The sequence below is a fragment of the Streptomyces sp. 3211.6 genome, from assembly GCF_003634815.1.
GTDB classification, from domain to species: Bacteria; Actinomycetota; Actinomycetes; order Streptomycetales; family Streptomycetaceae; genus Streptomyces; species Streptomyces katrae_A.
Genome location: NZ_RBXC01000001.1, coordinates 3,644,167 through 3,662,034 on the forward strand (window position 1 = coordinate 3,644,167; position 17,868 = coordinate 3,662,034).

General features: G+C 71.6%; 20 protein-coding genes. 9 read left to right on the plus strand and 11 right to left on the minus strand.

Translation table 11 applies throughout. The features are described from left to right. The first annotated feature begins 162 nt into the window (after window positions 1-162). Window positions 163-1,287 carry a DNA integrity scanning diadenylate cyclase DisA gene (gene disA, locus BX286_RS16660; protein WP_045949530.1) on the plus strand — a complete coding sequence of 375 codons (1,125 nt, stop codon included), beginning with the start codon at window positions 163-165 and terminating at the stop codon, window positions 1,285-1,287. 52 nt (window positions 1,288-1,339) lie between these two features. Here the strand turns inward: disA and BX286_RS16665 are convergent, their stop codons facing one another. Continuing rightward, on the minus strand, window positions 1,340-2,128 hold the full coding sequence (locus tag BX286_RS16665; protein WP_079427955.1) for a hypothetical protein: 789 nt from the start codon (window positions 2,126-2,128) through the stop codon (window positions 1,340-1,342). 159 nt (window positions 2,129-2,287) lie between these two features. On the opposite strand from BX286_RS16665, the gene BX286_RS16670 reads away from it, so the two are divergent. From BX286_RS16670 to BX286_RS16700, 7 genes are all read left to right on the plus strand, one after another. Continuing rightward, complete coding sequence (locus BX286_RS16670; RefSeq protein ID WP_079427957.1) at window positions 2,288-2,902, plus strand: phosphatase PAP2 family protein; 615 nt, start codon at window positions 2,288-2,290, stop codon at window positions 2,900-2,902. A 22-nt stretch (window positions 2,903-2,924) separates the two neighbouring features. Further along, window positions 2,925-3,866: an A/G-specific adenine glycosylase gene (locus BX286_RS16675; protein WP_121015334.1), complete on the plus strand. Its 942-nt coding sequence runs from the start codon at window positions 2,925-2,927 to the stop codon at window positions 3,864-3,866. Window positions 3,867-4,143: 277 nt separating this feature from the next. Beyond that, window positions 4,144-4,704, plus strand: a complete 561-nt coding sequence (locus BX286_RS16680; protein ID WP_079427960.1) for a SigE family RNA polymerase sigma factor — start codon at window positions 4,144-4,146, stop codon at window positions 4,702-4,704. After that, window positions 4,692-5,396, plus strand: coding sequence for a hypothetical protein (locus BX286_RS16685; protein WP_079427962.1), 705 nt, complete (start codon window positions 4,692-4,694; stop codon window positions 5,394-5,396). The genes BX286_RS16680 and BX286_RS16685 overlap by 13 nt, the downstream gene beginning before the upstream one ends. A 39-nt stretch (window positions 5,397-5,435) precedes the next feature. Then, a complete protein-coding gene (gene cseB / locus BX286_RS16690) occupies window positions 5,436-6,149 on the plus strand; it encodes a two-component system response regulator CseB (protein WP_079427964.1) in 714 nt (237 codons plus the stop codon). Window positions 6,150-6,159: 10 nt separating this feature from the next. Next, window positions 6,160-7,473, plus strand: coding sequence for a two-component system sensor histidine kinase CseC (gene cseC, locus BX286_RS16695; protein ID WP_079427965.1), 1,314 nt, complete (start codon window positions 6,160-6,162; stop codon window positions 7,471-7,473). 61 nt (window positions 7,474-7,534) lie between these two features. Next, a complete protein-coding gene (locus BX286_RS16700; protein WP_100863444.1) occupies window positions 7,535-8,623 on the plus strand; it encodes a LamG-like jellyroll fold domain-containing protein in 1,089 nt (362 codons plus the stop codon). 11 nt (window positions 8,624-8,634) lie between these two features. Here BX286_RS16700 and BX286_RS16705 read toward each other — a convergent pair whose 3' ends face one another. After that, window positions 8,635-9,267, minus strand: coding sequence for a M23 family metallopeptidase (locus tag BX286_RS16705; protein ID WP_121015336.1), 633 nt, complete (start codon window positions 9,265-9,267; stop codon window positions 8,635-8,637). Window positions 9,268-9,610: 343 nt separating this feature from the next. Then, entirely contained in the window at window positions 9,611-12,136 is a 2,526-nt protein-coding gene (locus BX286_RS16710) for an ATP-dependent Clp protease ATP-binding subunit (RefSeq protein ID WP_079427971.1), read from the minus strand. A gap of 451 nt (window positions 12,137-12,587) precedes the next feature. Here BX286_RS16710 and BX286_RS16720 point away from each other — a divergent pair, with 451 nt between their 5' ends. Further along, window positions 12,588-13,199 (plus strand): SCO3374 family protein, encoded by a 612-nt coding sequence (locus tag BX286_RS16720; protein ID WP_079427973.1) that lies wholly within the window; start codon window positions 12,588-12,590, stop codon window positions 13,197-13,199. Here the strand turns inward: BX286_RS16720 and BX286_RS16725 are convergent. The 8 genes from BX286_RS16725 to BX286_RS16755 all read right to left on the minus strand — a co-directional run bounded on the left by BX286_RS16725 (window position 13,178) and on the right by BX286_RS16755 (window position 17,865). Further along, on the minus strand, window positions 13,178-13,516 hold the full coding sequence (locus BX286_RS16725) for an Lsr2 family protein (protein ID WP_079427975.1): 339 nt from the start codon (window positions 13,514-13,516) through the stop codon (window positions 13,178-13,180). The two genes, BX286_RS16720 and BX286_RS16725, sit on opposite strands and share 22 nt — an antisense overlap. Window positions 13,517-13,679: 163 nt before the next feature. Beyond that, window positions 13,680-14,210, minus strand: coding sequence for an amino-acid N-acetyltransferase (locus tag BX286_RS16730; protein WP_079427977.1), 531 nt, complete (start codon window positions 14,208-14,210; stop codon window positions 13,680-13,682). A 10-nt stretch (window positions 14,211-14,220) separates the two neighbouring features. After that, window positions 14,221-14,703, minus strand: coding sequence for a BlaI/MecI/CopY family transcriptional regulator (locus BX286_RS16735; protein WP_261993443.1), 483 nt, complete (start codon window positions 14,701-14,703; stop codon window positions 14,221-14,223). A gap of 79 nt (window positions 14,704-14,782) precedes the next feature. After that, on the minus strand, window positions 14,783-14,947 hold the full coding sequence (locus BX286_RS36595) for a hypothetical protein (RefSeq protein WP_167747589.1): 165 nt from the start codon (window positions 14,945-14,947) through the stop codon (window positions 14,783-14,785). Between the two features lie 14 nt (window positions 14,948-14,961). After that, on the minus strand, window positions 14,962-15,696 hold the full coding sequence (locus BX286_RS16740) for a hypothetical protein (RefSeq protein ID WP_121015339.1): 735 nt from the start codon (window positions 15,694-15,696) through the stop codon (window positions 14,962-14,964). Between the two features lie 87 nt (window positions 15,697-15,783). Next, window positions 15,784-15,972 (minus strand): DUF397 domain-containing protein, encoded by a 189-nt coding sequence (locus BX286_RS16745; protein WP_079427983.1) that lies wholly within the window; start codon window positions 15,970-15,972, stop codon window positions 15,784-15,786. A gap of 129 nt (window positions 15,973-16,101) precedes the next feature. Continuing rightward, a complete protein-coding gene (locus tag BX286_RS16750) occupies window positions 16,102-16,854 on the minus strand; it encodes a GntR family transcriptional regulator (RefSeq protein ID WP_079427985.1) in 753 nt (250 codons plus the stop codon). Window positions 16,855-17,055: 201 nt separating this feature from the next. Further along, a complete protein-coding gene (locus BX286_RS16755) occupies window positions 17,056-17,865 on the minus strand; it encodes a type III pantothenate kinase (protein WP_079427987.1) in 810 nt (269 codons plus the stop codon). Window positions 17,866-17,868 lie beyond the last annotated feature (3 nt).

A 17,868-nucleotide genomic window follows, 5' to 3' on the forward strand; every position in this document is an offset into this window, starting at 1 on the left:
GGCTCCGGTGCGCGGGGCGGGTAGGCAGGTCAGCGGGGCCGTACGGGCTGCCGCCGCGGCGCTGCAGGTCGACGCCCGGCGGGCGCACAGGCGGCGCCGGTAGACTTTGTGCTGGTCCGCCCGGCCTAGGCAGGCGGCGCAACCCGCGACCGGAGGAGTGCAGTGGCAGCCAAGGACGGGGCAGCAGCATCCGGGAAGTCGGGCGCGAGCTCCAAGCACGAGGCGTTGATGCGCGCCTCCCTCACCGCGGTCGCACCTGGTCAGCCGCTGCGTGACGGTCTGGAGCGGATCGTCCGCGGCAACACGGGCGGGCTCATCGTCCTCGGCATGGACAAGACGGTCGAGGCCATGTGCACCGGCGGCTTCGTCCTGGACGTGGAGTTCACCGCGACCCGGCTGCGGGAGCTGTGCAAGCTCGACGGCGCGCTGATCCTGGACAAGGACCTGACGAAGATCCTGCGGGCCGGCGTGCAGCTGGTGCCGGACGCGTCGATCCCCACGGAGGAGACGGGCACCCGGCACCGCACGGCGGACCGGGTGTCGAAGCAGTGCGGGTTCCCGGTGGTGTCGGTGTCCCAGTCGATGCGGCTGATCGCGCTGTACGTGGACGGGGAGCGGCGGGTCCTGGAGGAGTCCGGGGCGATCCTCTCCCGTGCGAACCAGGCGCTGGCCACGCTGGAGCGGTACAAGCTGCGGCTGGACGAGGTCGCGGGCACGCTGTCGGCGCTGGAGATCGAGGACCTGGTCACGGTGCGCGACGTGACGGCGGTCGCGCAGCGGCTGGAAATGGTCCGCCGGATCGCGACCGAGATCGCCGAGTACGTGGTCGAACTGGGCACGGACGGGCGACTGCTGTCGCTCCAGCTGGACGAGCTGACGGTGGGCATCGAGCAGGAGCGGGAGCTGGTGATCCGGGACTACGTTCCGGAACCGACGGCGAAGCGTTCCCGCACGGTGGAGGAGGCGCTGCCGGCGCTGGACGCGCTGACGCATCCGGAACTGCTGGAGCTGGCGATCGTGGCGAAGGCGCTGGGGTACACCGGCTCGCCGGAGACCCTGGACTCGGCGGTCTCGCCCCGCGGTTACCGGCTGCTGGCGAAGGTGCCGCGGCTGCCGGGGGCGATCATCGAGCGGCTGGTGGAGCACTTCGGGGGGCTGCAGAAGCTGTTGGCCGCCAGCGTGGACGATCTCCAGACCGTGGACGGTGTCGGCGAGGCCCGCGCCCGGAGCGTCCGCGAGGGCCTGTCCCGCCTGGCGGAGTCCTCGATCCTCGAACGCTACGTGTGACCGCCGCGCGGGGCCGCCTCCCGGCCCCCGCAGCGGCCCCCCGCAGCGGCCCCTAGTCCTGCTTCAGGACGAAGGACGTGCGGGCCACCGGGAGGCCCGGGGTGCGGGCTTCCACCACGTAGGTGTCCGGGGCCGGGGTGCCCGCCGGAGGCGACTGGCACTGGTCGGCCGCGCTCGGCTTGCGGTCCCATTCCAGCGACTGCTTCGCCTCGCCCTGGGCGGGCAGGCGGAAGTACGCGTTGGCCGGGCCCGTCGGGCAGTCGGCCGAGGACCAGACCTGCTTGGCGCCGGTCGTCTGGAAGATCGTCACGACCGCCTGCCTCGGGCCGAGCCCGAACTTGCAGGTGCTGCCCGAGATGTTGCGGACGATCAGTTCGAGGCGCGGCTTCTCGTTCGTCTCGTACTCGTTCTTCACGCTCTTGACCTCCCACTGCACCGCGCTCGGCGCGCAGGTCGGGAGGGGGGAGTCCGCCGGGAGGGCCGCCGGGGCGCCCGCGGGGCCGCCGGAGGAGCCGGAGGCCGCACCGCCGCCCTGGCCGGGGTCCTTCGGCGTGCCGCCGTCCGAGCCGGAGGCCGAGCCGGCGCCGGCGCCCGACTCCGCGCGTCCGCCCGGGGCCTGACTGATCGCCGGGCCGGAGCCGGAGGGACCGGGGGTGATCGTGCGGACCGGGCCGGAGCCGTCGCCGCCGCCCTTGCCGTTCGTACTCGTGCCGCCCCCGCCGGAACTGACGAACCATACGGCGAGCAGCGCCGCGAGCGCGGCGACGGACGCCAGAACAGCCCTCCGCCGCCAGTAAATGGAGGAGGGAAGCGGCCCGACCGGATTGCGCAGAGATCCCACGTACCGAACCTTACGAGAACTCGCGCCGCGATCCGTGCCCCACATGCCGCGCATACGGCGGGTTTTGCCGATGATCATCTTGGGGCCCGGGGCGGGAGCGGCGAGATCAGGCCAGGGGCTGACACGGCCTCGACCTGGGGTTGAGTACGGTCAGTCACCATGGACACCTCCGACCTCTACCGCCACATCACCGACTTCGCCCACGACACGCCCCCCTGGGTGCAGTCGGCCTTCGAGGTCTGGACCGAATACGGGCTCCTCGTATTCGGGTTGCTCTACATAGCCGCCTGGTGGCGTGCGCGCGGCCGGCGCGATCCGCGGGACGTGGCGCGCGCCGTGCTCGCACCGCTGGCCACCGCGCTGGTGTACGTCGCCTCCGAGCTGGTGAAGTCGACCATCGACGAGGAGCGGCCCTGCCGGGCGGTGGCCCGGGCGGCCGCGTCACTGGTCCCGTGTCCGCCCTACGGGGACTGGTCCTTCCCCAGCAACCACTCCGCCATCGCGGGCGCCGCGGCCGTCGCACTGGCACTGGCCGTGCCGCGCCTGGCGGTGCTGACCCTGCCGATGGCCGTGCTCATGGCCTTCTCCCGGGTGTTCGTGGGCGTGCACTACCCGCACGACGTGGGGATGGGCCTGCTGCTCGGCGCCTCGCTGGGCGCGCTGGCCGTGGCCCTGCTGACCGGGCCGATGAGCCGGGTGATCGCCGCCGTGCAGGGGAGCGGGATCAGAGCGGCCGTCTGGTTCACCGGTCCGGGCCCGGCGCGCCACCCGTAGAACGTGCCAGGATGCCTCTGACATGACTGCATCCGCCGAATCCGCCGCTTTCTCCGCTTCCGCGGCCCCCGCACCCCCGTCGCCCGCTTCCGCCCGCGCCCTGCACGAGCCGGTCATCGCGTGGTTCGACGAGCACGCCCGCGACCTGCCCTGGCGCCGCCCCGAGGCCGGCCCCTGGGGGGTCATGGTCAGCGAGTTCATGCTCCAGCAGACCCCCGTCAGCCGGGTCCTGCCGGTGTACGAGCAGTGGCTCGCCCGCTGGCCCCGGCCCGCCGACCTGGCAGCCGAGGCGCCGGGCGAGGCGGTACGGGCCTGGGGGCGCCTGGGCTACCCGCGCCGGGCGCTGCGCCTGCACGGCGCGGCCGCGGCGATAACGGAACGCCACGGCGGTGACGTGCCGCGCGACCACGCGCAGCTGCTCGCGCTGCCGGGGATCGGCGAGTACACGGCCGCGGCTGTGGCCTCCTTCGCGTACGGGCAGCGGCACGCGGTGCTCGACACCAACGTGCGCCGGGTCTTCGCCCGCACCTCCACCGGCGTGGAGTACCCGCCGAACGCCACCACCGCCGCCGAGCGGCGCCTGGCCCGGGCCCTGCTGCCCGAGGACGAGGCCACGGCGGCCCGCTGGGCGGCGGCCTCGATGGAGCTGGGCGCGCTGGTCTGCACGGCCAAGAGCCCGGACTGCGTCCGTTGCCCGGTGGCGGGGCTGTGCGCCTGGCGGCTGGCCGGGAAGCCGGCGCACGACGGGCCGCCGCGGCGCGGGCAGACGTACGCGGGCACCGACCGCCAGGTGCGCGGCCGGCTGCTGGCCGTCCTGCGCGAGACGACGGGGCCGGTGGCGCAGGCGCAGCTCGACGCGGTGTGGGACGAGCCGGTGCAACGGGCCAGGGCGCTGGACGGACTGGTGTCGGACGGGCTGGTGGAGCCGCTCGCCCGCGGGATGTACCGCCTCCCGCAGGGCTAGGGCCTGTCGTCAAAGTCCCGCACACCGGAATCCGCAGGCCCGCACGCCGGAATCCGCAGGCCGGACGGGCCCTCCCCGGAGCCCCGCGAAGTTGACCGGGACATTCCGTTTCGTGCCGGGAAACCGCAGTTCACGGGCACTGTTACACAACCTACGGGTGTCCGTGCGCCCACCGCAGGCTGACCCGCACAGTGCCGTGACAACCCGTCCGTACCTTCGGATCCGTAAGGCGGCGGTGACGCAGCGGGTGACGGGGACGGCAGCGGAGGCGGTCTGGATGGCGCACGGAGATGTACTCGAGTTCGAGGAGTACGTACGCACCCGGCAGGACGCCCTGCTGCGCAGCGCCCGGCGCCTGGTCCCGGACCCCACCGACGCGCAGGACCTCCTCCAGACCGCCCTCGTGCGCACCTACGGCCGCTGGGAGGGCATCGCCGACAAGTCCCTGGCCGACGCCTACCTGCGGCGCGTCATGATCAACACGCGGACCGAGTGGTGGCGGGCCCGCAAGCTCGACGAGGTCCCCACCGAGCAGCTCCCGGACGCCTCCGTCGAGGACGGCTCCGACCAGCGCGCCGACCGGGCCCTGCTCATGGACATCCTCAAGGTCCTCGCGCCCAAGCAGCGCAGTGTCGTGGTGCTGCGACACTGGGAGCAGATGAGCACCGAGGAGACGGCCGCGGCGCTCGGAATGTCGGCGGGAACCGTGAAGAGCACCCTGCACCGCGCGCTGGCCCGGCTCCGCCAGGAGCTGGAGAGCCGGGACCTGGACATGCGTGCGCTCGAACGCGGTGACCACACCACGCGGTACGAGAGGCGGGAGCGGTGCGCGGCCTGAACGGCCCGAGCCTGAGCGGCAGAAACTCGCTGGTACTGACGTCGGCGGGGACGGTCGTCCTCGTCGGCACAGTGCTGTTCGCGGCCGGCTGTTCCGCCGGCGGCACCGGCCTGCGCGACGGCGGCCCCGCCCGTACGGACTCGGTGTCCCGCAACAACCAGCCCACCGCCGCGCCGAGCGGCCCGGTGGCCCTGGGCCACACCCCCGCCGCGGGGACGGGCAACCCCCTCAAGAAGGTTGACCCGGTGGCCCTGCTGAAGGCGGACCCCAAGGTCAGCGCCGAGATCAAGCGGGACCTCAAGCCCTGCACGGGCAAGGAGTACCCGGTCGACGTCAGCTACGGGAAGGTGACCGGGAACAGCGTGGCCGACATCGTCGTCAACGTCCTGTCCTGCGCCGACGCCCTGGGCCGGGGCTCCTACGTGTACCGGTCGGACGGCGGGAAGTACGAGAATGTCTTCGCCGACGAGCAGCCGCCCGTCTACGCCGAGATCGACCGGGGCGACCTGGTGGTCAGCAAGCCGGTCTACGGCAAGAGCGACGCCCTCTCCTACCCCTCCGGCGAGGACGTGATCACGTACCGCTGGAACGGGGAGAATTTCGCCGAGCAGGACCGCGTCCACTCGGAGTTCAGCAACGTCGGTGACGGCGGGGCCCAGCCGGCCCCCGCCGTCACCCCCCCGAAGAACTGACCGCACAAGCACACGCACAAGACCGGAGTGAGGCTGGGCATGGCCGAGACCCACGTGCTGTTCGTGGAGGACGACGACGTCATCCGCGAGGCCACGACCCTGGCGCTGGAGCGCGACGGGTTCATGGTCACCGCCATGCCCGACGGCCTGTCCGGACTGGAGTCCTTCCGGGCGAACCGGCCCGACATCGCCCTGCTGGACGTCATGGTGCCCGGCATGGACGGCGTGAGCCTGTGCCGGCGCATCCGTGACGAGTCCACCGTCCCGGTGATCATGCTGTCGGCGCGCGCCGACTCCATCGACGTGGTCCTGGGCCTGGAGGCGGGCGCGGACGACTACGTCACCAAGCCCTTCGACGGCTCGGTCCTCGTCGCCCGGATCCGCGCGGTCCTGCGCCGCTTCGGACACGCGGGCGGCGCGCAGAACGGCGGCAACGGGCCGGGGGACGACGACGGCGCCGACGAGCGCGGGGTGCTGTCCTTCGGCGACCTGGAGGTCGACACCGAGGGCATGGAGGTCCGCCGGGCGGGCGCCCCCGTCGCCCTGACCCCCACCGAGATGCGGCTGCTGCTGGAGTTCTCCTCCGCTCCCGGCACCGTCCTGTCCCGCGACCGGCTCCTGGAGCGGGTCTGGGACTACGACTGGGGCGGCGACACCCGCGTCGTGGACGTCCACGTCCAGCGGCTGCGCACCAAGATCGGGCAGGACCGGATCGAGACGGTCCGCGGCTTCGGATACAAGCTCAAGGCATGAGAACCACAGCATGAGGCGTTTCACCCTGCGCACGGGGATCCGCTGGAAGATCACGCTCGCCATCGCCGCCGTCGGCGCCCTCACCGCGCTCGCCCTGAGCCTGGTGGTGCACAGCGCCGCCCGCGTGTCGATGCTGGAGAGCGCCCGCGACTCCGAGCTGGAACGGGTGCAGTACATCGCCCGCACCCCGGACGCCGGCCGCAAGCCCATCTGGGGCGCCAAGCTCAACGACCCCGACCTCCCCGCCCAACTGCGCGAGAAGGCCCGCTCGGGGCGGCGCGGCACCTACATCCAGGAGGCCCCCAAGCGGGCCCCCGAGGTGTGGGCGGCCGTACCGCTCGGCAACGGGCAGGTGCTCTCCATGCACCACGAGTTCCGCGAGAGCGCCAACATGGTGCGCGACCTGGACCGGGCCCTCGTCATCGGCTCCCTCGCCGTCGTGATCGGCGGCTCGGCCCTCGGCGTGCTCATCGGCGGGCAGATCTCCAGCCGGCTGCGCAAGGCCGCGGCCGCCGCCCAGCGGGTGGCGCACGGCGACCCCGAGGTCCGCGTGCGGGACGCGGTGGGCGGCGTCGTGCGCGACGAGACGGACGACCTCGCCCGGGCGGTGGACGCCATGGCCGACGCCCTCCAGCAGCGGCTGGAGGCCGAGCGGCGGGTCACCGCCGACATCGCGCACGAACTGCGCACCCCGGTGACGGGGCTGCTCACCGCCGCGGAGCTGCTGCCGCCGGGGAGGCCGACGGAGCTGGTGCGCGACCGGGCGCAGGCGATGCGGGCCCTGGTCGAGGACGTCCTGGAGGTGGCCCGGCTGGACGGCGCGTCCGAGCGTGCCGAGCTGCAGGAGGTGGCGCTGGGCGAGTTCGTCAACCGCCGGGTGACGGCGCTGATGCCGGAGGCCTCGGTACGGGTGGTCGCGGACGAGATCGTCAGCACCGACCCGCGCCGCCTGGAGCGGATCCTCGGCAACCTGCTGGCCAACGCCGCGCGGTACGGGCAAGCCCCGATCCAGGTCGACGTCGAGGGCCGCGTCGTCCGCGTCCGGGACCACGGGCCAGGCTTCCCCGAGGCCCTGCTGCGGGAGGGCCCGAGCCGGTTCCGCACCGGTTCGACGGACCGGGCGGGGGTCGGGCACGGGCTCGGCCTGACCATCGCCGAGGGGCAGGCCCGCGTCCTGGGCGCCCGCCTCACCTTCCGCAACGTCGCGGCGCCGGGCGGCGCGGACACCGAGGGGGCGGCGGCCGGGGCGGTGGCGGTCCTGTGGCTCCCGGAACACGCCCCGACGACGACGGGCAGCTTCCCGATCGTCCAGCTCCCGGGCTGACCCCCCGGCAGTGTCGGTCCGGGGGCTTCCGGGTTCGCGGTGATGTTCTAGCATCCGTGCCATGACTGACGGTACGGATCGCCCTGACAGCCCCCAGCCCGGCCCCGCCTCCGGCGGGTACGGCTATCCCCAGCCCGGGCCGTCCAACCCCTACCAGCCGGAGCCCGTTCCGGGGCAGCCGGGGCTGGGCTTCGGGCCGCCGCCCACCGCCGGGGAAACGTTCCCGCCCCCGATACCGGAGACCTTCGCCGCCGGCCCCACACCGGACTGGCAGGCGATGGCCGACGCCTCCGAGTCGCAGCGCAAGAAGCGCCGGATGCTCACCATCGGCGGCGGGGTGCTCGCCGTGCTGCTGGTGGCGGGGGGCGCGACGTTCTTCGTACTGCAGGGCGGTGACAAGCCGGACAAGCCGGCGGCCTCCTCCTCGGGCTCCCCCACCCCCTCGGGCGGGGCGAAGTCCCCGACCCACAACCCCGACGACGACTACCCGACCCTCCCCGGCGAGCCGAACGTCCTGCGCGACTACAACGGCAAGACGGGCATCGCCCTGGGCCCGGGCGCCTCGCTGGGCGAACTGTCCATGCGCACCGAGGTCCGCTTCAAGGGCGCGCCGGACTCGTACGCGCAGGGCGCCGAGGCGGCCGTGGACGTCACGAAGAGCTTCAGCGTCTCCACCCGCGTCTACAACACCACCGAGGGCGGCTCGCACATGGCGATCAGCCAGGGCGACGGGGACTCGTACTCGTTCGAGCTGGGCTTCGAGGTGGTGAACGGCAAGAAGGCCTGGGTGTTCCGGGTGCAGACCGGCGACAAGGGCCAGGCGGCCACGGCCCAGCAGGTCGTCGTGGACAACGTGGACACCACGAAGAAGTGGGCGCTGCTGACGGGGACCTACGACGCGGAGAAGAAGACCATCGCGCTGTGGGTGGACGACAAGCAGGCCGGCCAGGCGCAGGTCTCCGGCATCTGGGCCGGCCCCGGCCCGCTCCAGCTGGGCCGGGCCCGCCACCACGGGATCTGGAGCGCGTCATGGGAGGGGGCCCTCGACCACATCCGGGTCTTCGACCAGGTCCTGAACCAGGAGCAGCTCACGGTCGTGAAGACCAACAAGCTCGGCAAGATCAAGCCGACCCACGCCTGGCTCGTCTGAGCCAGGGGGGATCAGACGGTGACGCCGACGGTCCGCAGGAAGGCCACGGGGTTGATCGCGGAGCCGTAGTCCGGCGTCGTGCGGATCTCGAAGTGCAGGTGCGGACCGCTGGAGTTGCCGGTGTTGCCGGACAGGGCGATCTTCTGGTCGACGGAGACCTTCTGGCCGATCGTGACCAGGATCTTCGACAGGTGCGCGTACTGGGAGTACGTGTTGTCCGCGTGCTTGATCACGATGGCGTTGCCGTAGGCCGGACCGTCGCCGCCGCCGTTGGGGCCGGCCTTGACGACGGTGCCGGCGGAGGCGGCGTGCACGGGGGTGCCGACGGGGACGGCGAAGTCCTGGCCGGAGTGCTTGTGGGCCCACATGCTGCCGCCCTTGCCGAAGGTCGCGGAGAGCGTGTAGCTCTCGACGGGCTTGTCCCAGAGCCCGGCCTTCCCGGCGGCGGCCTGGGCGGCCTGGGCCTGGGCCTGGGCCTGGGCCTGCGCCTGGACGGCGGTCAGCTCGGCGGTGGCGGACAGGGCGGTGGGGGCCTCGTCGGCGAAGGCGGCGGTCGTCCCGGCCCCGAGGGCCAGCGCCGCACCGAGGGCGGTGGCGGCGAGGGCGGTACGGGTACGACGGGTGCTGACGCGCTTCGCGGACATGCGGGACCTCCGGGGCCGGGGACAGGATGCGGGCAAGAAAGATCCCGGCACTGCGGCCTGCGCCGCGACTGCCGGGCTTGCCCCACCTTGGTAACCCGCGCCCCCAGCCTTCCCCAAACGTCCGATTTACTACGCCCCCTCGTAGCCGCATGAGCCTTCCGGCCCCCGTTGACGGCCCCCATCCAGGCCCAATGCGGGGACAAAAGGGGCACCAACCCCTACGGCGGCGGATAGTAGGTCCGTTTTGTTCTGTGCGGCTTGTCACGACGCCAAAGGGGCGGCCCCGGAACCGAATGGTCCCGGGGCCGCCCCTTCGCGTGCAGCTACGGCTTCCGCTGACGCGTTACGCGCCCTTCGACAGGTCCGGGCCCGAGCCCGTGGCCTCGATCGGGGGGAGGTCGGGCAGGGCCGACTTCTCCTCGCCGCGGAAGGTGAACTTGGCTTCCTCACCCTCACCCTCGACACCGACCACCACGATGTGACCGGGGCGCAGCTCGCCGAAGAGGATCTTCTCCGACAGCAGGTCCTCGATCTCGCGCTGGATGGTCCGGCGCAGCGGGCGGGCACCCATGATCGGGTCGTAGCCGCGCTTGGCCAGGAGCAGCTTCGCCTCACCGCTGAGCTCGATGCCCATGTCGCGGTCCTTGAGGCGCTCGTCCACCTTGGCGATCATCAGGTCGACGATCTGGATGATGTCTTCCTGGCTGAGCTGGTGGAAGACGACCGTGTCGTCGACGCGGTTGAGGAACTCGGGCCGGAAGTGCTGCTTGAGCTCTTCGTTGACCTTCGCCTTCATCCGGTCGTAACCGGTCTTGACGTCGCCCTGGGCGGCGAAGCCCAGGTTGAAGCCCTTGGAGATGTCCCGCGTACCCAGGTTGGTCGTCATGATGATGACCGTGTTCTTGAAGTCGACCACCCGTCCCTGGGAGTCGGTCAGGCGACCGTCCTCCAGGATCTGCAGCAGCGAATTGAAGATATCCGGGTGCGCCTTCTCGACCTCGTCGAAGAGGACGACGGAGAACGGCTTCCGGCGGACCTTCTCGGTCAGCTGGCCGCCCTCTTCGTAGCCCACGTAGCCGGGGGGCGAACCGAAGAGACGCGAAACCGTGTGCTTCTCGCTGAACTCCGACATGTCGAGGGAGATCAGCGCGTCCTCGTCACCGAAGAGGAATTCGGCGAGGGTCTTCGACAGCTCGGTCTTACCGACACCGGACGGGCCGGCGAAGATGAACGAGCCGCCGGGGCGCTTCGGGTCCTTCAGGCCGGCCCGCGTACGGCGGATCGCCTGCGAAAGGGCCTTGATGGCGTCCTTCTGCCCGATGACGCGCTTGTGGAGCTCGTCTTCCATGCGGAGCAGTCGCGAGGACTCCTCCTCGGTCAGCTTGAAGACGGGAATGCCGGTCGCGGTCGCCAGGACCTCGGCGATGAGCTCGCCGTCGACCTCGGCGACGACGTCCATGTCGCCGGCCTTCCACTCCTTCTCGCGCTTGGACTTCGCGGCGAGCAGCTGCTTCTCCGAATCACGGAGCGAAGCCGCCTTCTCGAAGTCCTGGGAGTCGATGGCCGACTCCTTGTCGCGGCGCACGGCCGCGATCTTCTCGTCGAACTCACGCAGGTCCGGCGGCGCGGTCATCCGGCGGATGCGCATCCGGGAGCCGGCCTCGTCGATCAGGTCGATCGCCTTGTCCGGCAGGAAGCGGTCCGAGATGTACCGGTCGGCCAGCGTGGCGGCCTGCACCAGGGCCTCGTCCGTGATCGACACGCGGTGGTGGGCCTCGTACCGGTCACGGAGACCCTTGAGGATCTCGATGGTGTGCGGCAGCGACGGCTCCGCGACCTGGATCGGCTGGAAGCGGCGCTCCAGCGCGGCGTCCTTCTCCAGGTGCTTGCGGTACTCGTCGAGCGTCGTGGCACCGATGGTCTGGAGCTCACCACGGGCCAGCATGGGCTTCAGGATCGAAGCCGCGTCGATCGCGCCCTCGGCGGCGCCCGCACCGACCAGCGTGTGGAGCTCGTCGATGAACAGGATGATGTCGCCGCGGGTGCGGATCTCCTTGAGGACCTTCTTCAGGCGCTCCTCGAAGTCACCGCGGTAGCGGGAACCGGCGACCAGTGCACCCAGGTCGAGGGTGTACAGGTGCTTGTCCTTGAGGGTCTCGGGCACCTCGCCCTTGACGATGGCCTGGGCCAGCCCCTCGACGACGGCGGTCTTGCCGACGCCGGGCTCGCCGATGAGGACCGGGTTGTTCTTGGTCCGGCGGGACAGCACCTGCATGACCCGCTCGATCTCCTTCTCGCGCCCGATGACCGGGTCGAGCTTGGATTCGCGGGCAGCCTGGGTGAGGTTGCGGCCGAACTGGTCGAGGACCAGCGAGGTCGAGGGGGTGCCCTCGGCCGGGCCGCCTGCGGTGGCCGACTCCTTGCCGCCCCCGGTGTAGCCGGAGAGCAGCTGGATGACCTGCTGCCGGACCCTGTTCAGATCGGCGCCCAGCTTCACGAGGACCTGGGCGGCGACGCCCTCGCCCTCGCGGATCAGGCCGAGCAGGATGTGCTCGGTGCCGATGTAGTTGTGGCCGAGCTGGAGGGCCTCTCGGAGCGAAAGCTCCAGGACCTTCTTCGCCCGCGGCGTGAAGGGGATGTGGCCGGACGGGGCCTGCTGGCCCTGGCCGATGATCTCCTCAACCTGCTGGCGAACAGCCTCGAGCGAAATCCCGAGGCTCTCCAGGGCCTTAGCGGCGACACCCTCACCCTCGTGGATCAAGCCCAGGAGGATGTGCTCGGTGCCGATGTAGTTGTGGTTGAGCATCCGGGCTTCTTCCTGAGCCAGGACGACAACCCGCCGCGCGCGGTCGGTGAACCTCTCGAACATCGTTTATCGCTCCTCAGAGCGGTCGGGCAGTTCGGGGTCGGTCCCCGCCCTGTCCTTCCGCATGCTAGTCCCGCGGGACGGGACAGCTCATTCCAACTGCCGACATCCGTCCACGGCTCACCCCCACGTCGGTGAGGAAAACCGGCTGTAAGAGCCGACTACTGCTCCAACCTGATGGTGCGAGACGATGTTCCCGCAGGCCAGGCAGATACCCGTCACACGTGTACGCCGATGGCGAACGGAAGCCGCTCAAATCAGCGTGTCGCCCCGATCCACTAGGAATGTCTTACCCGTAAGGACTGACACTCCATGCCGGTCAGCACGGTTCCCTCCGCTACGGGCGAACACGCTTGTGTCCCGAATGTGGGACTCCGCTCCACGGATGTTTACGTTCCGCATTGATTCGGGTGCACTCCGTAACCCGGTGGCGGTGCCCGGAGTTCATCCGTTCATGGCCGTCGTCAACACCGTGAACGCCGTTCCCCCGCCCCGCGCTCCTTCCGGGACGGACGCCCGGGCTTTACGCGCGGACACCCGTACCTGGTACGAGCGGGTGCTCGGCTGGGCCACGGTGGCCGGGCCGCCCGTGCGGCTGGTCACCGGGGTCCGGTTCGACGTGCTGGAGCTTCCGGCGGAGGCCGGGGCCGGGCTGCTGCGCCGCCCCGGCCTGGCCACCGGTCCGGTGGCGCTGGAGGGGCGCAGGATGCGCTTCCTGGTCGCCCCGGGGGCCGCCGACGAGCTGGAGGGGCTGCTCGACTGGCTGGAGTGGGGCGGGGTGGCGCTGGAGCTCACCGCCCTGGGTGCGGGGGGCGGGATCACCGCCCCCGTGCCGCCCGGGCGCGAGCCGGGAGGGGATCCCGGGAGGGCCGCCGTGTGGCTGCGGCCCCCCGAGCTGGGGTGCGAGGCCTCGCTGCCGGCCCTGCCGGGTCCGGGGCGGGGCGCCGGGGCCGGACCCGGGGGGTCCGGCGGGCCCGACCTCGTACGCCTGGTGGCCGCGGCGGCGACGGAATGCCACCGCGCCCGCCTGTGGCGGCGTACGCGTCAGCCCTTGGCCTTCTCGTAGGCCTCGCGGATGTCCGCGGGGACGCGGCCGCGGTCGTTCACGTTGTAGCCGTTCTCCTTGGCCCACGCGCGGATCTCGGCGGTGTCGGGGTTGCCGGCCGAAGCCGCGGCGCGGCCCTTGACGCGGCCGGCGGAGGCGCGTCCACCGGTGCGGCGGCCGCCCTTGGTGTACGGGTCGAGCAGCCCGCGGAGCTTTTCGGCGTTCGCGGTGGTGAGGTCGATCTCGTAGGTCTTGCCATCCAGAGCGAACGTCACGGTCTCGTCCGCCTCGCCACCGTCGAGGTCGTCGACAAGAAGGACCTGAACCTTCTGTGCCACCGGATTTCCTTTCATCGAAAATGCAGTACGCGGAAAGGAAACCGCTTTTGCGTGGAAAACACAAACCCCCGGGAGAGGTTCAGGAGCTCAACAAGGCGGGAAACGTACGCGATTCGGACATAGGCCACGGGCGGCTGCGGCCTGGAATAGCCCTCGCGACCGATCAGAGGTGCAGCAGCATCCGGCTGTTGCCCAAGGTGTTCGGCTTCACTCGTTCGAGACCGAGGAACTCGGCGACTCCCTCGTCATAGGAACGCAGGAGCTCCATGTAGACATCGGTCTCCACGGCGGTCTCGCCGATCTCGACGAACCCGTGCTTCGCGAAGAAGTCGACTTCGAAGGTCAGGCAGAATACCCGGCTCACCCCGACCCGGCGGGCGGTCTCCAACAACTTGGCGAGCAGCTGGTGCCCGACTCCGGCGCCCTTCAGGTCGAGGTCGACCGCGAGCGTGCGCACTTCGGCGAGGTCTTCCCACATGACGTGGAGAGCTCCGCAGCCCACCACCTGGCCGTCGGAGAGGCGTTCCGCGACCCAGAACTCCTGGATGTCCTCGTAAAGGACGACCGGGGCTTTGTCGAGGAGGATCCGCTGCTGCACGTACTGGTCCAGCAGGCGGCGCAGGGCCGGAACATCTCCCGTGCGCGCGCGGCGGATGGTCACTGTTTTCGCGTCTGTGGTGGAAAGCTCTCCCATAGGCCGGACGCTATCGCCCCGGCTCGCTCCGGCGCGCGCCGGAACCCCCTTCTTCCCCGGGAGCGGAGGGGGCCGCGCCCGGGCCGGCGGCGGGGGGCGCGGGGGCGTCGGCGGCGGCCGGGGGCTCGGGCTCGTCGTGCTGGACGATGCGTACGGCGTCGCGGAGGGCCTCGCGCTGTTCCGGGGACATCATGCCGAAGAAGGCGACGAGGGCGGCCGCGGGGTTGTCGCTCGTCGACCAGGCTTCGTTCATCAGTGCGGCCGAGTAGGCGGCGCGGGTGGAGACCGCCGTATATCGATAGGCGCGGCCTTCCGCTTCCCGGCGGACCCAGCCCTTCTGATGGAGATTGTCCATAACGGTCATGACCGTGGTGTACGCGATGGACCGTTCCTGCTGGAGGTCTTCCAGGACTTCCCGAACGGTGACCGGGCGGTTCCACTGCCACACCCGCGTCATGACTGCGTCTTCGAGTTCTCCCAAGGGGCGAGGCACAGCAGCACGATAGTGCGGAATGGGCGGAATTGCCCGACTATTCGTGGTGCAACGCGCGGCCAATACCCGGGCGGCGGTCCTACTTCTGCGGCTGTCCCGCTTCGGCGCGGGCGAGCACGGCATCCACGGCCGCGTCTTCCTTGGCCTTGTTGGCGCCGCCCTGGCTCTTCACGATCGTCCTCACGAGGAAGATGAAGAACGTGGCCATCACGATGGGGGGCACGAGCGCGGAAACGTAGTCCATGCCCCCCAGCGTAGCTACACCGCCTCGCGGCCGGCCGCCGGGGGCGCGGCGGGCCCCCGGCGGGGCGGGAAGACCTCCCCCGGGGTGGGCACGGGCCGTCCGGGCCGCGGGGGCTCCTTCGGCGAGGGGGCCTTCGGGTCGGGGGTCCTCGGCGCGGGCTCCTTCGGTGAGGGGCCCTTCGGCGACGGCTCTCTCGGTGCGGGCTCCTTCGGCGACGCGTCCTTCCGGGACGGCTCCGTCGGCGCGGGCTCGGGGCCGGGCCGCTCGGGGCGCGGTGCGGCGGCGGCCGGCTCCCCGCGGCCGCCGGCCAGGGCGAGCAGGCGGGTGCGGGGCGCCGGGGCCGCAGCCGCGAGCCGGCGCCGTACGGAGCGCCCCGCGACGCCCTGGGCCCGTTCCAGCACGGCGGCGGCGACCGGGTTGGCCCGCAGGGCGCGCAGGGCGGAGAGGTCGTCGGGGTCCGGCTCGTACCCGGCGGCGAGGGCGTCCTGGAGCAGTTCCAGGTAGCCCGACAGGCTCCCGGGCAGGGCTCTGCGGTAGCGGGCGAGGTCGTCGAGCAGGAAGGCTCTGAGCCGTCCCGCCTCCCGGACCGCTTCGTCCACCGACGCCGCGAGGCGCAGGCAGTCCTGGACCTCGGCGGCCGTCAGCGGGGCCGTGGAGGACTGGAGGGCGTGGGCGAGGCTCCGCCTGAGCACGAGCAGCTCGGCGGCGCTGAAGGCCATGCCGCCGCGGGATCCGTAGGGCGTGGGCATGCGCCGAAGATACGCGCTAATCGGACAAAATCCCCTGATGGCGGGAAGGTGCGGCGCGGCGTGCGCGCGCCGCGGGCCCCGCCGGGATCAGCCCGTCTCCTTCACGGCCTCGACGAAATCGGCCCAGGCGGCGTGGGTGGTGGCCATCACGAAGTGCGCGGGGTCGGCCCGGTCGGCCACCCGTACGAGGGTGCCGGGGGCCGCCGCCACGTAGACGCAGGCCTCCCCCTCGCCGCAGTACGACGATTTGCGCCACTCGGTCGGGGCGTTCGTCATGGTGTCTCCTCCGTTGTGGACGAGGTCACGTTGCCTCTCCAGCGGGACGCTACCTTCGTCTGAGTCACACTCCGGCCACTTCCCGTAAAAAAACACGGCTGATAAATATCACTCCGCCGTCACGGGCCGTCACTCGACCGGGAAGGCGTAGGCGATCTCGTAGCGGGAGTCGGGGATCACGAGGTCGGCGGTCTCCACCGGCCGGCCGTCGGAATCGATGTAGGTCCGCTCGATCCGGGTGATCATCGAGCCGAGGCTGATCCCGAGCAGGTTGGCCTGGTCCTGGTTGGCGCGGGCGGGGCGCGGCACCTCCACGACGGAGGTGACCGTGATGCCGATGGAACGCATCCGCGCCACGACCCCGGCGCCGCGCATCTCGCCGACCTCGGGCAGCACGACCGGCGTCCCGGAGGTGATCGCGAGGGGCTCCCAGGACTCGGAGAGCTCGGCGGGACTGCCGTCGGCCATGAACTCGTAGCGGGTCATCACGCAGGGCGCGCCGGGTTCGATGGCCAGGCGGGCGGCGATCCGCTCGGGCGCGGGGACCTGGGGGTGGGTCCGGGAGTCCCAGGAGGCGGCGATGCCGTGCGCGGCGGCCTCGGAGCGGAAGGTGTTGCCGGAGCCGGGGACCCGGCGGCGGGTGCGGAGCATCCGCATGCGGCGGCGCGGGGTGCGCACGTAGGTGCCGGAGCCGGCGCGGCCCTCCAGGAACCCCTCGATGATCAGCTGCTCCATCGCCCGCTGGGTGACGCCCTGGCCGACCCCGTACTCCTCGGCGAAGCGGGCGCGGGAGGGGAGCCGGTCTCCGATTTTCCACTCGCCCGCCTCGATGCGGGCCCGAAGGGCTTCGACCACCTGCAAGTACGGTGATTCACGGGGCATCCGGGCCGTCCTCTGCCGTCTCGACCGTGCCGCTCGGGAGCGTGTGCGTCCGACGCCGACAAGCTAACCGATCAGCTCGGAGCTGAGGATTCGGAATGACGGTGGGTACGGACGACTCCCGTACGCGGAGGGGCGGTTGGGCCTGAACAGCACTCCGCCAGCCGCACCCCGGCGGGGCACGGCGGGCGGAGTCCCGTGCGCTCAGTCGAAGTTGGGCGCGTTGCGCTCGTACACCAGCCGCAGGCCGATCAGGGTCAGCCAGGGCTCGTGCTCGTCGATCACCGTGGTCTCGCCGAGGACGATCGGGGCCAGCCCGCCGGTGGCGATCACCCGGACGTCGTCCGGGTCGCCGTCCGGGCCCACCAGGTCCCGGGCCATGCGGTGCACGATCCCGTCGACCTGGCCCGCGAACCCGTAGACCACGCCCGACTGCATCGCCTCGACCGTGGACTTGCCGATCACGTTGCGCGGCCGGGCCAGCTCGATCTTGCGCAGCTGCGCGCCGCGCATCCCGAGCGCCTCCATCGAGATCTCGATGCCCGGGGAGATCACCCCGCCCACGTACTCGCCGCGCACCGAGATCGCGTCGAAGGTGGTCGCCGTCCCCATGTCGACGACGATCGCCGGCCCCCCGTACAGCTCGACGGCCGCGACCGCGTTGACGATGCGGTCCGCGCCGACCTCCTTGGGGTTGTCCATCAGAATGGGCACGCCCGTCTTGACGCCGGGCTCCACCAGCACCGACGGCACGTCGCCGTAGTAGCGGCGGGTGACCTCGCGCAGCTCGTGCAGGACGGAGGGGACCGTCGCGCAGATGGCGATGCCGTGGATCCCGTCGCCCAGCTCGCTGCCGAGCATCGGGTGCATGCCCATCAGGCCCTGGAGCAGGACGGCCATCTCGTCGGCCGTGCGGCGCGGGTCGGTCGAGACCCGCCAGTGCTCGACGATCTCCTCGCCGTCGAACAGACCCATGACGGTGTGGGTGTTGCCCACGTCGATGGTGAGCAGCACCGG

Bases quoted from the DNA above. Each gene is read 5' to 3' on its own strand.
- BX286_RS16700 (WP_100863444.1), top strand. From the start codon at position 7,535: ATGACTGACGGTACGGATCGCCCTGACAGCCCCCAGCCCGGCCCCGCC.
- BX286_RS16705 (WP_121015336.1), bottom strand. From the start codon at position 9,267: ATGTCCGCGAAGCGCGTCAGCACCCGTCGTACCCGTACCGCCCTCGCC.
- BX286_RS16670 (WP_079427957.1), top strand. From the start codon at position 2,288: ATGGACACCTCCGACCTCTACCGCCACATCACCGACTTCGCCCACGAC.
- cseB (WP_079427964.1), top strand. From the start codon at position 5,436: ATGGCCGAGACCCACGTGCTGTTCGTGGAGGACGACGACGTCATCCGC.
- BX286_RS16710 (WP_079427971.1), bottom strand. From the start codon at position 12,136: ATGTTCGAGAGGTTCACCGACCGCGCGCGGCGGGTTGTCGTCCTGGCT.
- BX286_RS16675 (WP_121015334.1), top strand. From the start codon at position 2,925: ATGACTGCATCCGCCGAATCCGCCGCTTTCTCCGCTTCCGCGGCCCCC.
- BX286_RS36595 (WP_167747589.1), bottom strand. From the start codon at position 14,947: ATGGACTACGTTTCCGCGCTCGTGCCCCCCATCGTGATGGCCACGTTC.
- BX286_RS16720 (WP_079427973.1), top strand. From the start codon at position 12,588: ATGGCCGTCGTCAACACCGTGAACGCCGTTCCCCCGCCCCGCGCTCCT.
- BX286_RS16730 (WP_079427977.1), bottom strand. From the start codon at position 14,210: ATGGGAGAGCTTTCCACCACAGACGCGAAAACAGTGACCATCCGCCGC.
- cseC (WP_079427965.1), top strand. From the start codon at position 6,160: ATGAGGCGTTTCACCCTGCGCACGGGGATCCGCTGGAAGATCACGCTC.
- BX286_RS16680 (WP_079427960.1), top strand. From the start codon at position 4,144: ATGGCGCACGGAGATGTACTCGAGTTCGAGGAGTACGTACGCACCCGG.
- BX286_RS16750 (WP_079427985.1), bottom strand. From the start codon at position 16,854: ATGCCCCGTGAATCACCGTACTTGCAGGTGGTCGAAGCCCTTCGGGCC.
- BX286_RS16740 (WP_121015339.1), bottom strand. From the start codon at position 15,696: ATGCCCACGCCCTACGGATCCCGCGGCGGCATGGCCTTCAGCGCCGCC.
- BX286_RS16745 (WP_079427983.1), bottom strand. From the start codon at position 15,972: ATGACGAACGCCCCGACCGAGTGGCGCAAATCGTCGTACTGCGGCGAG.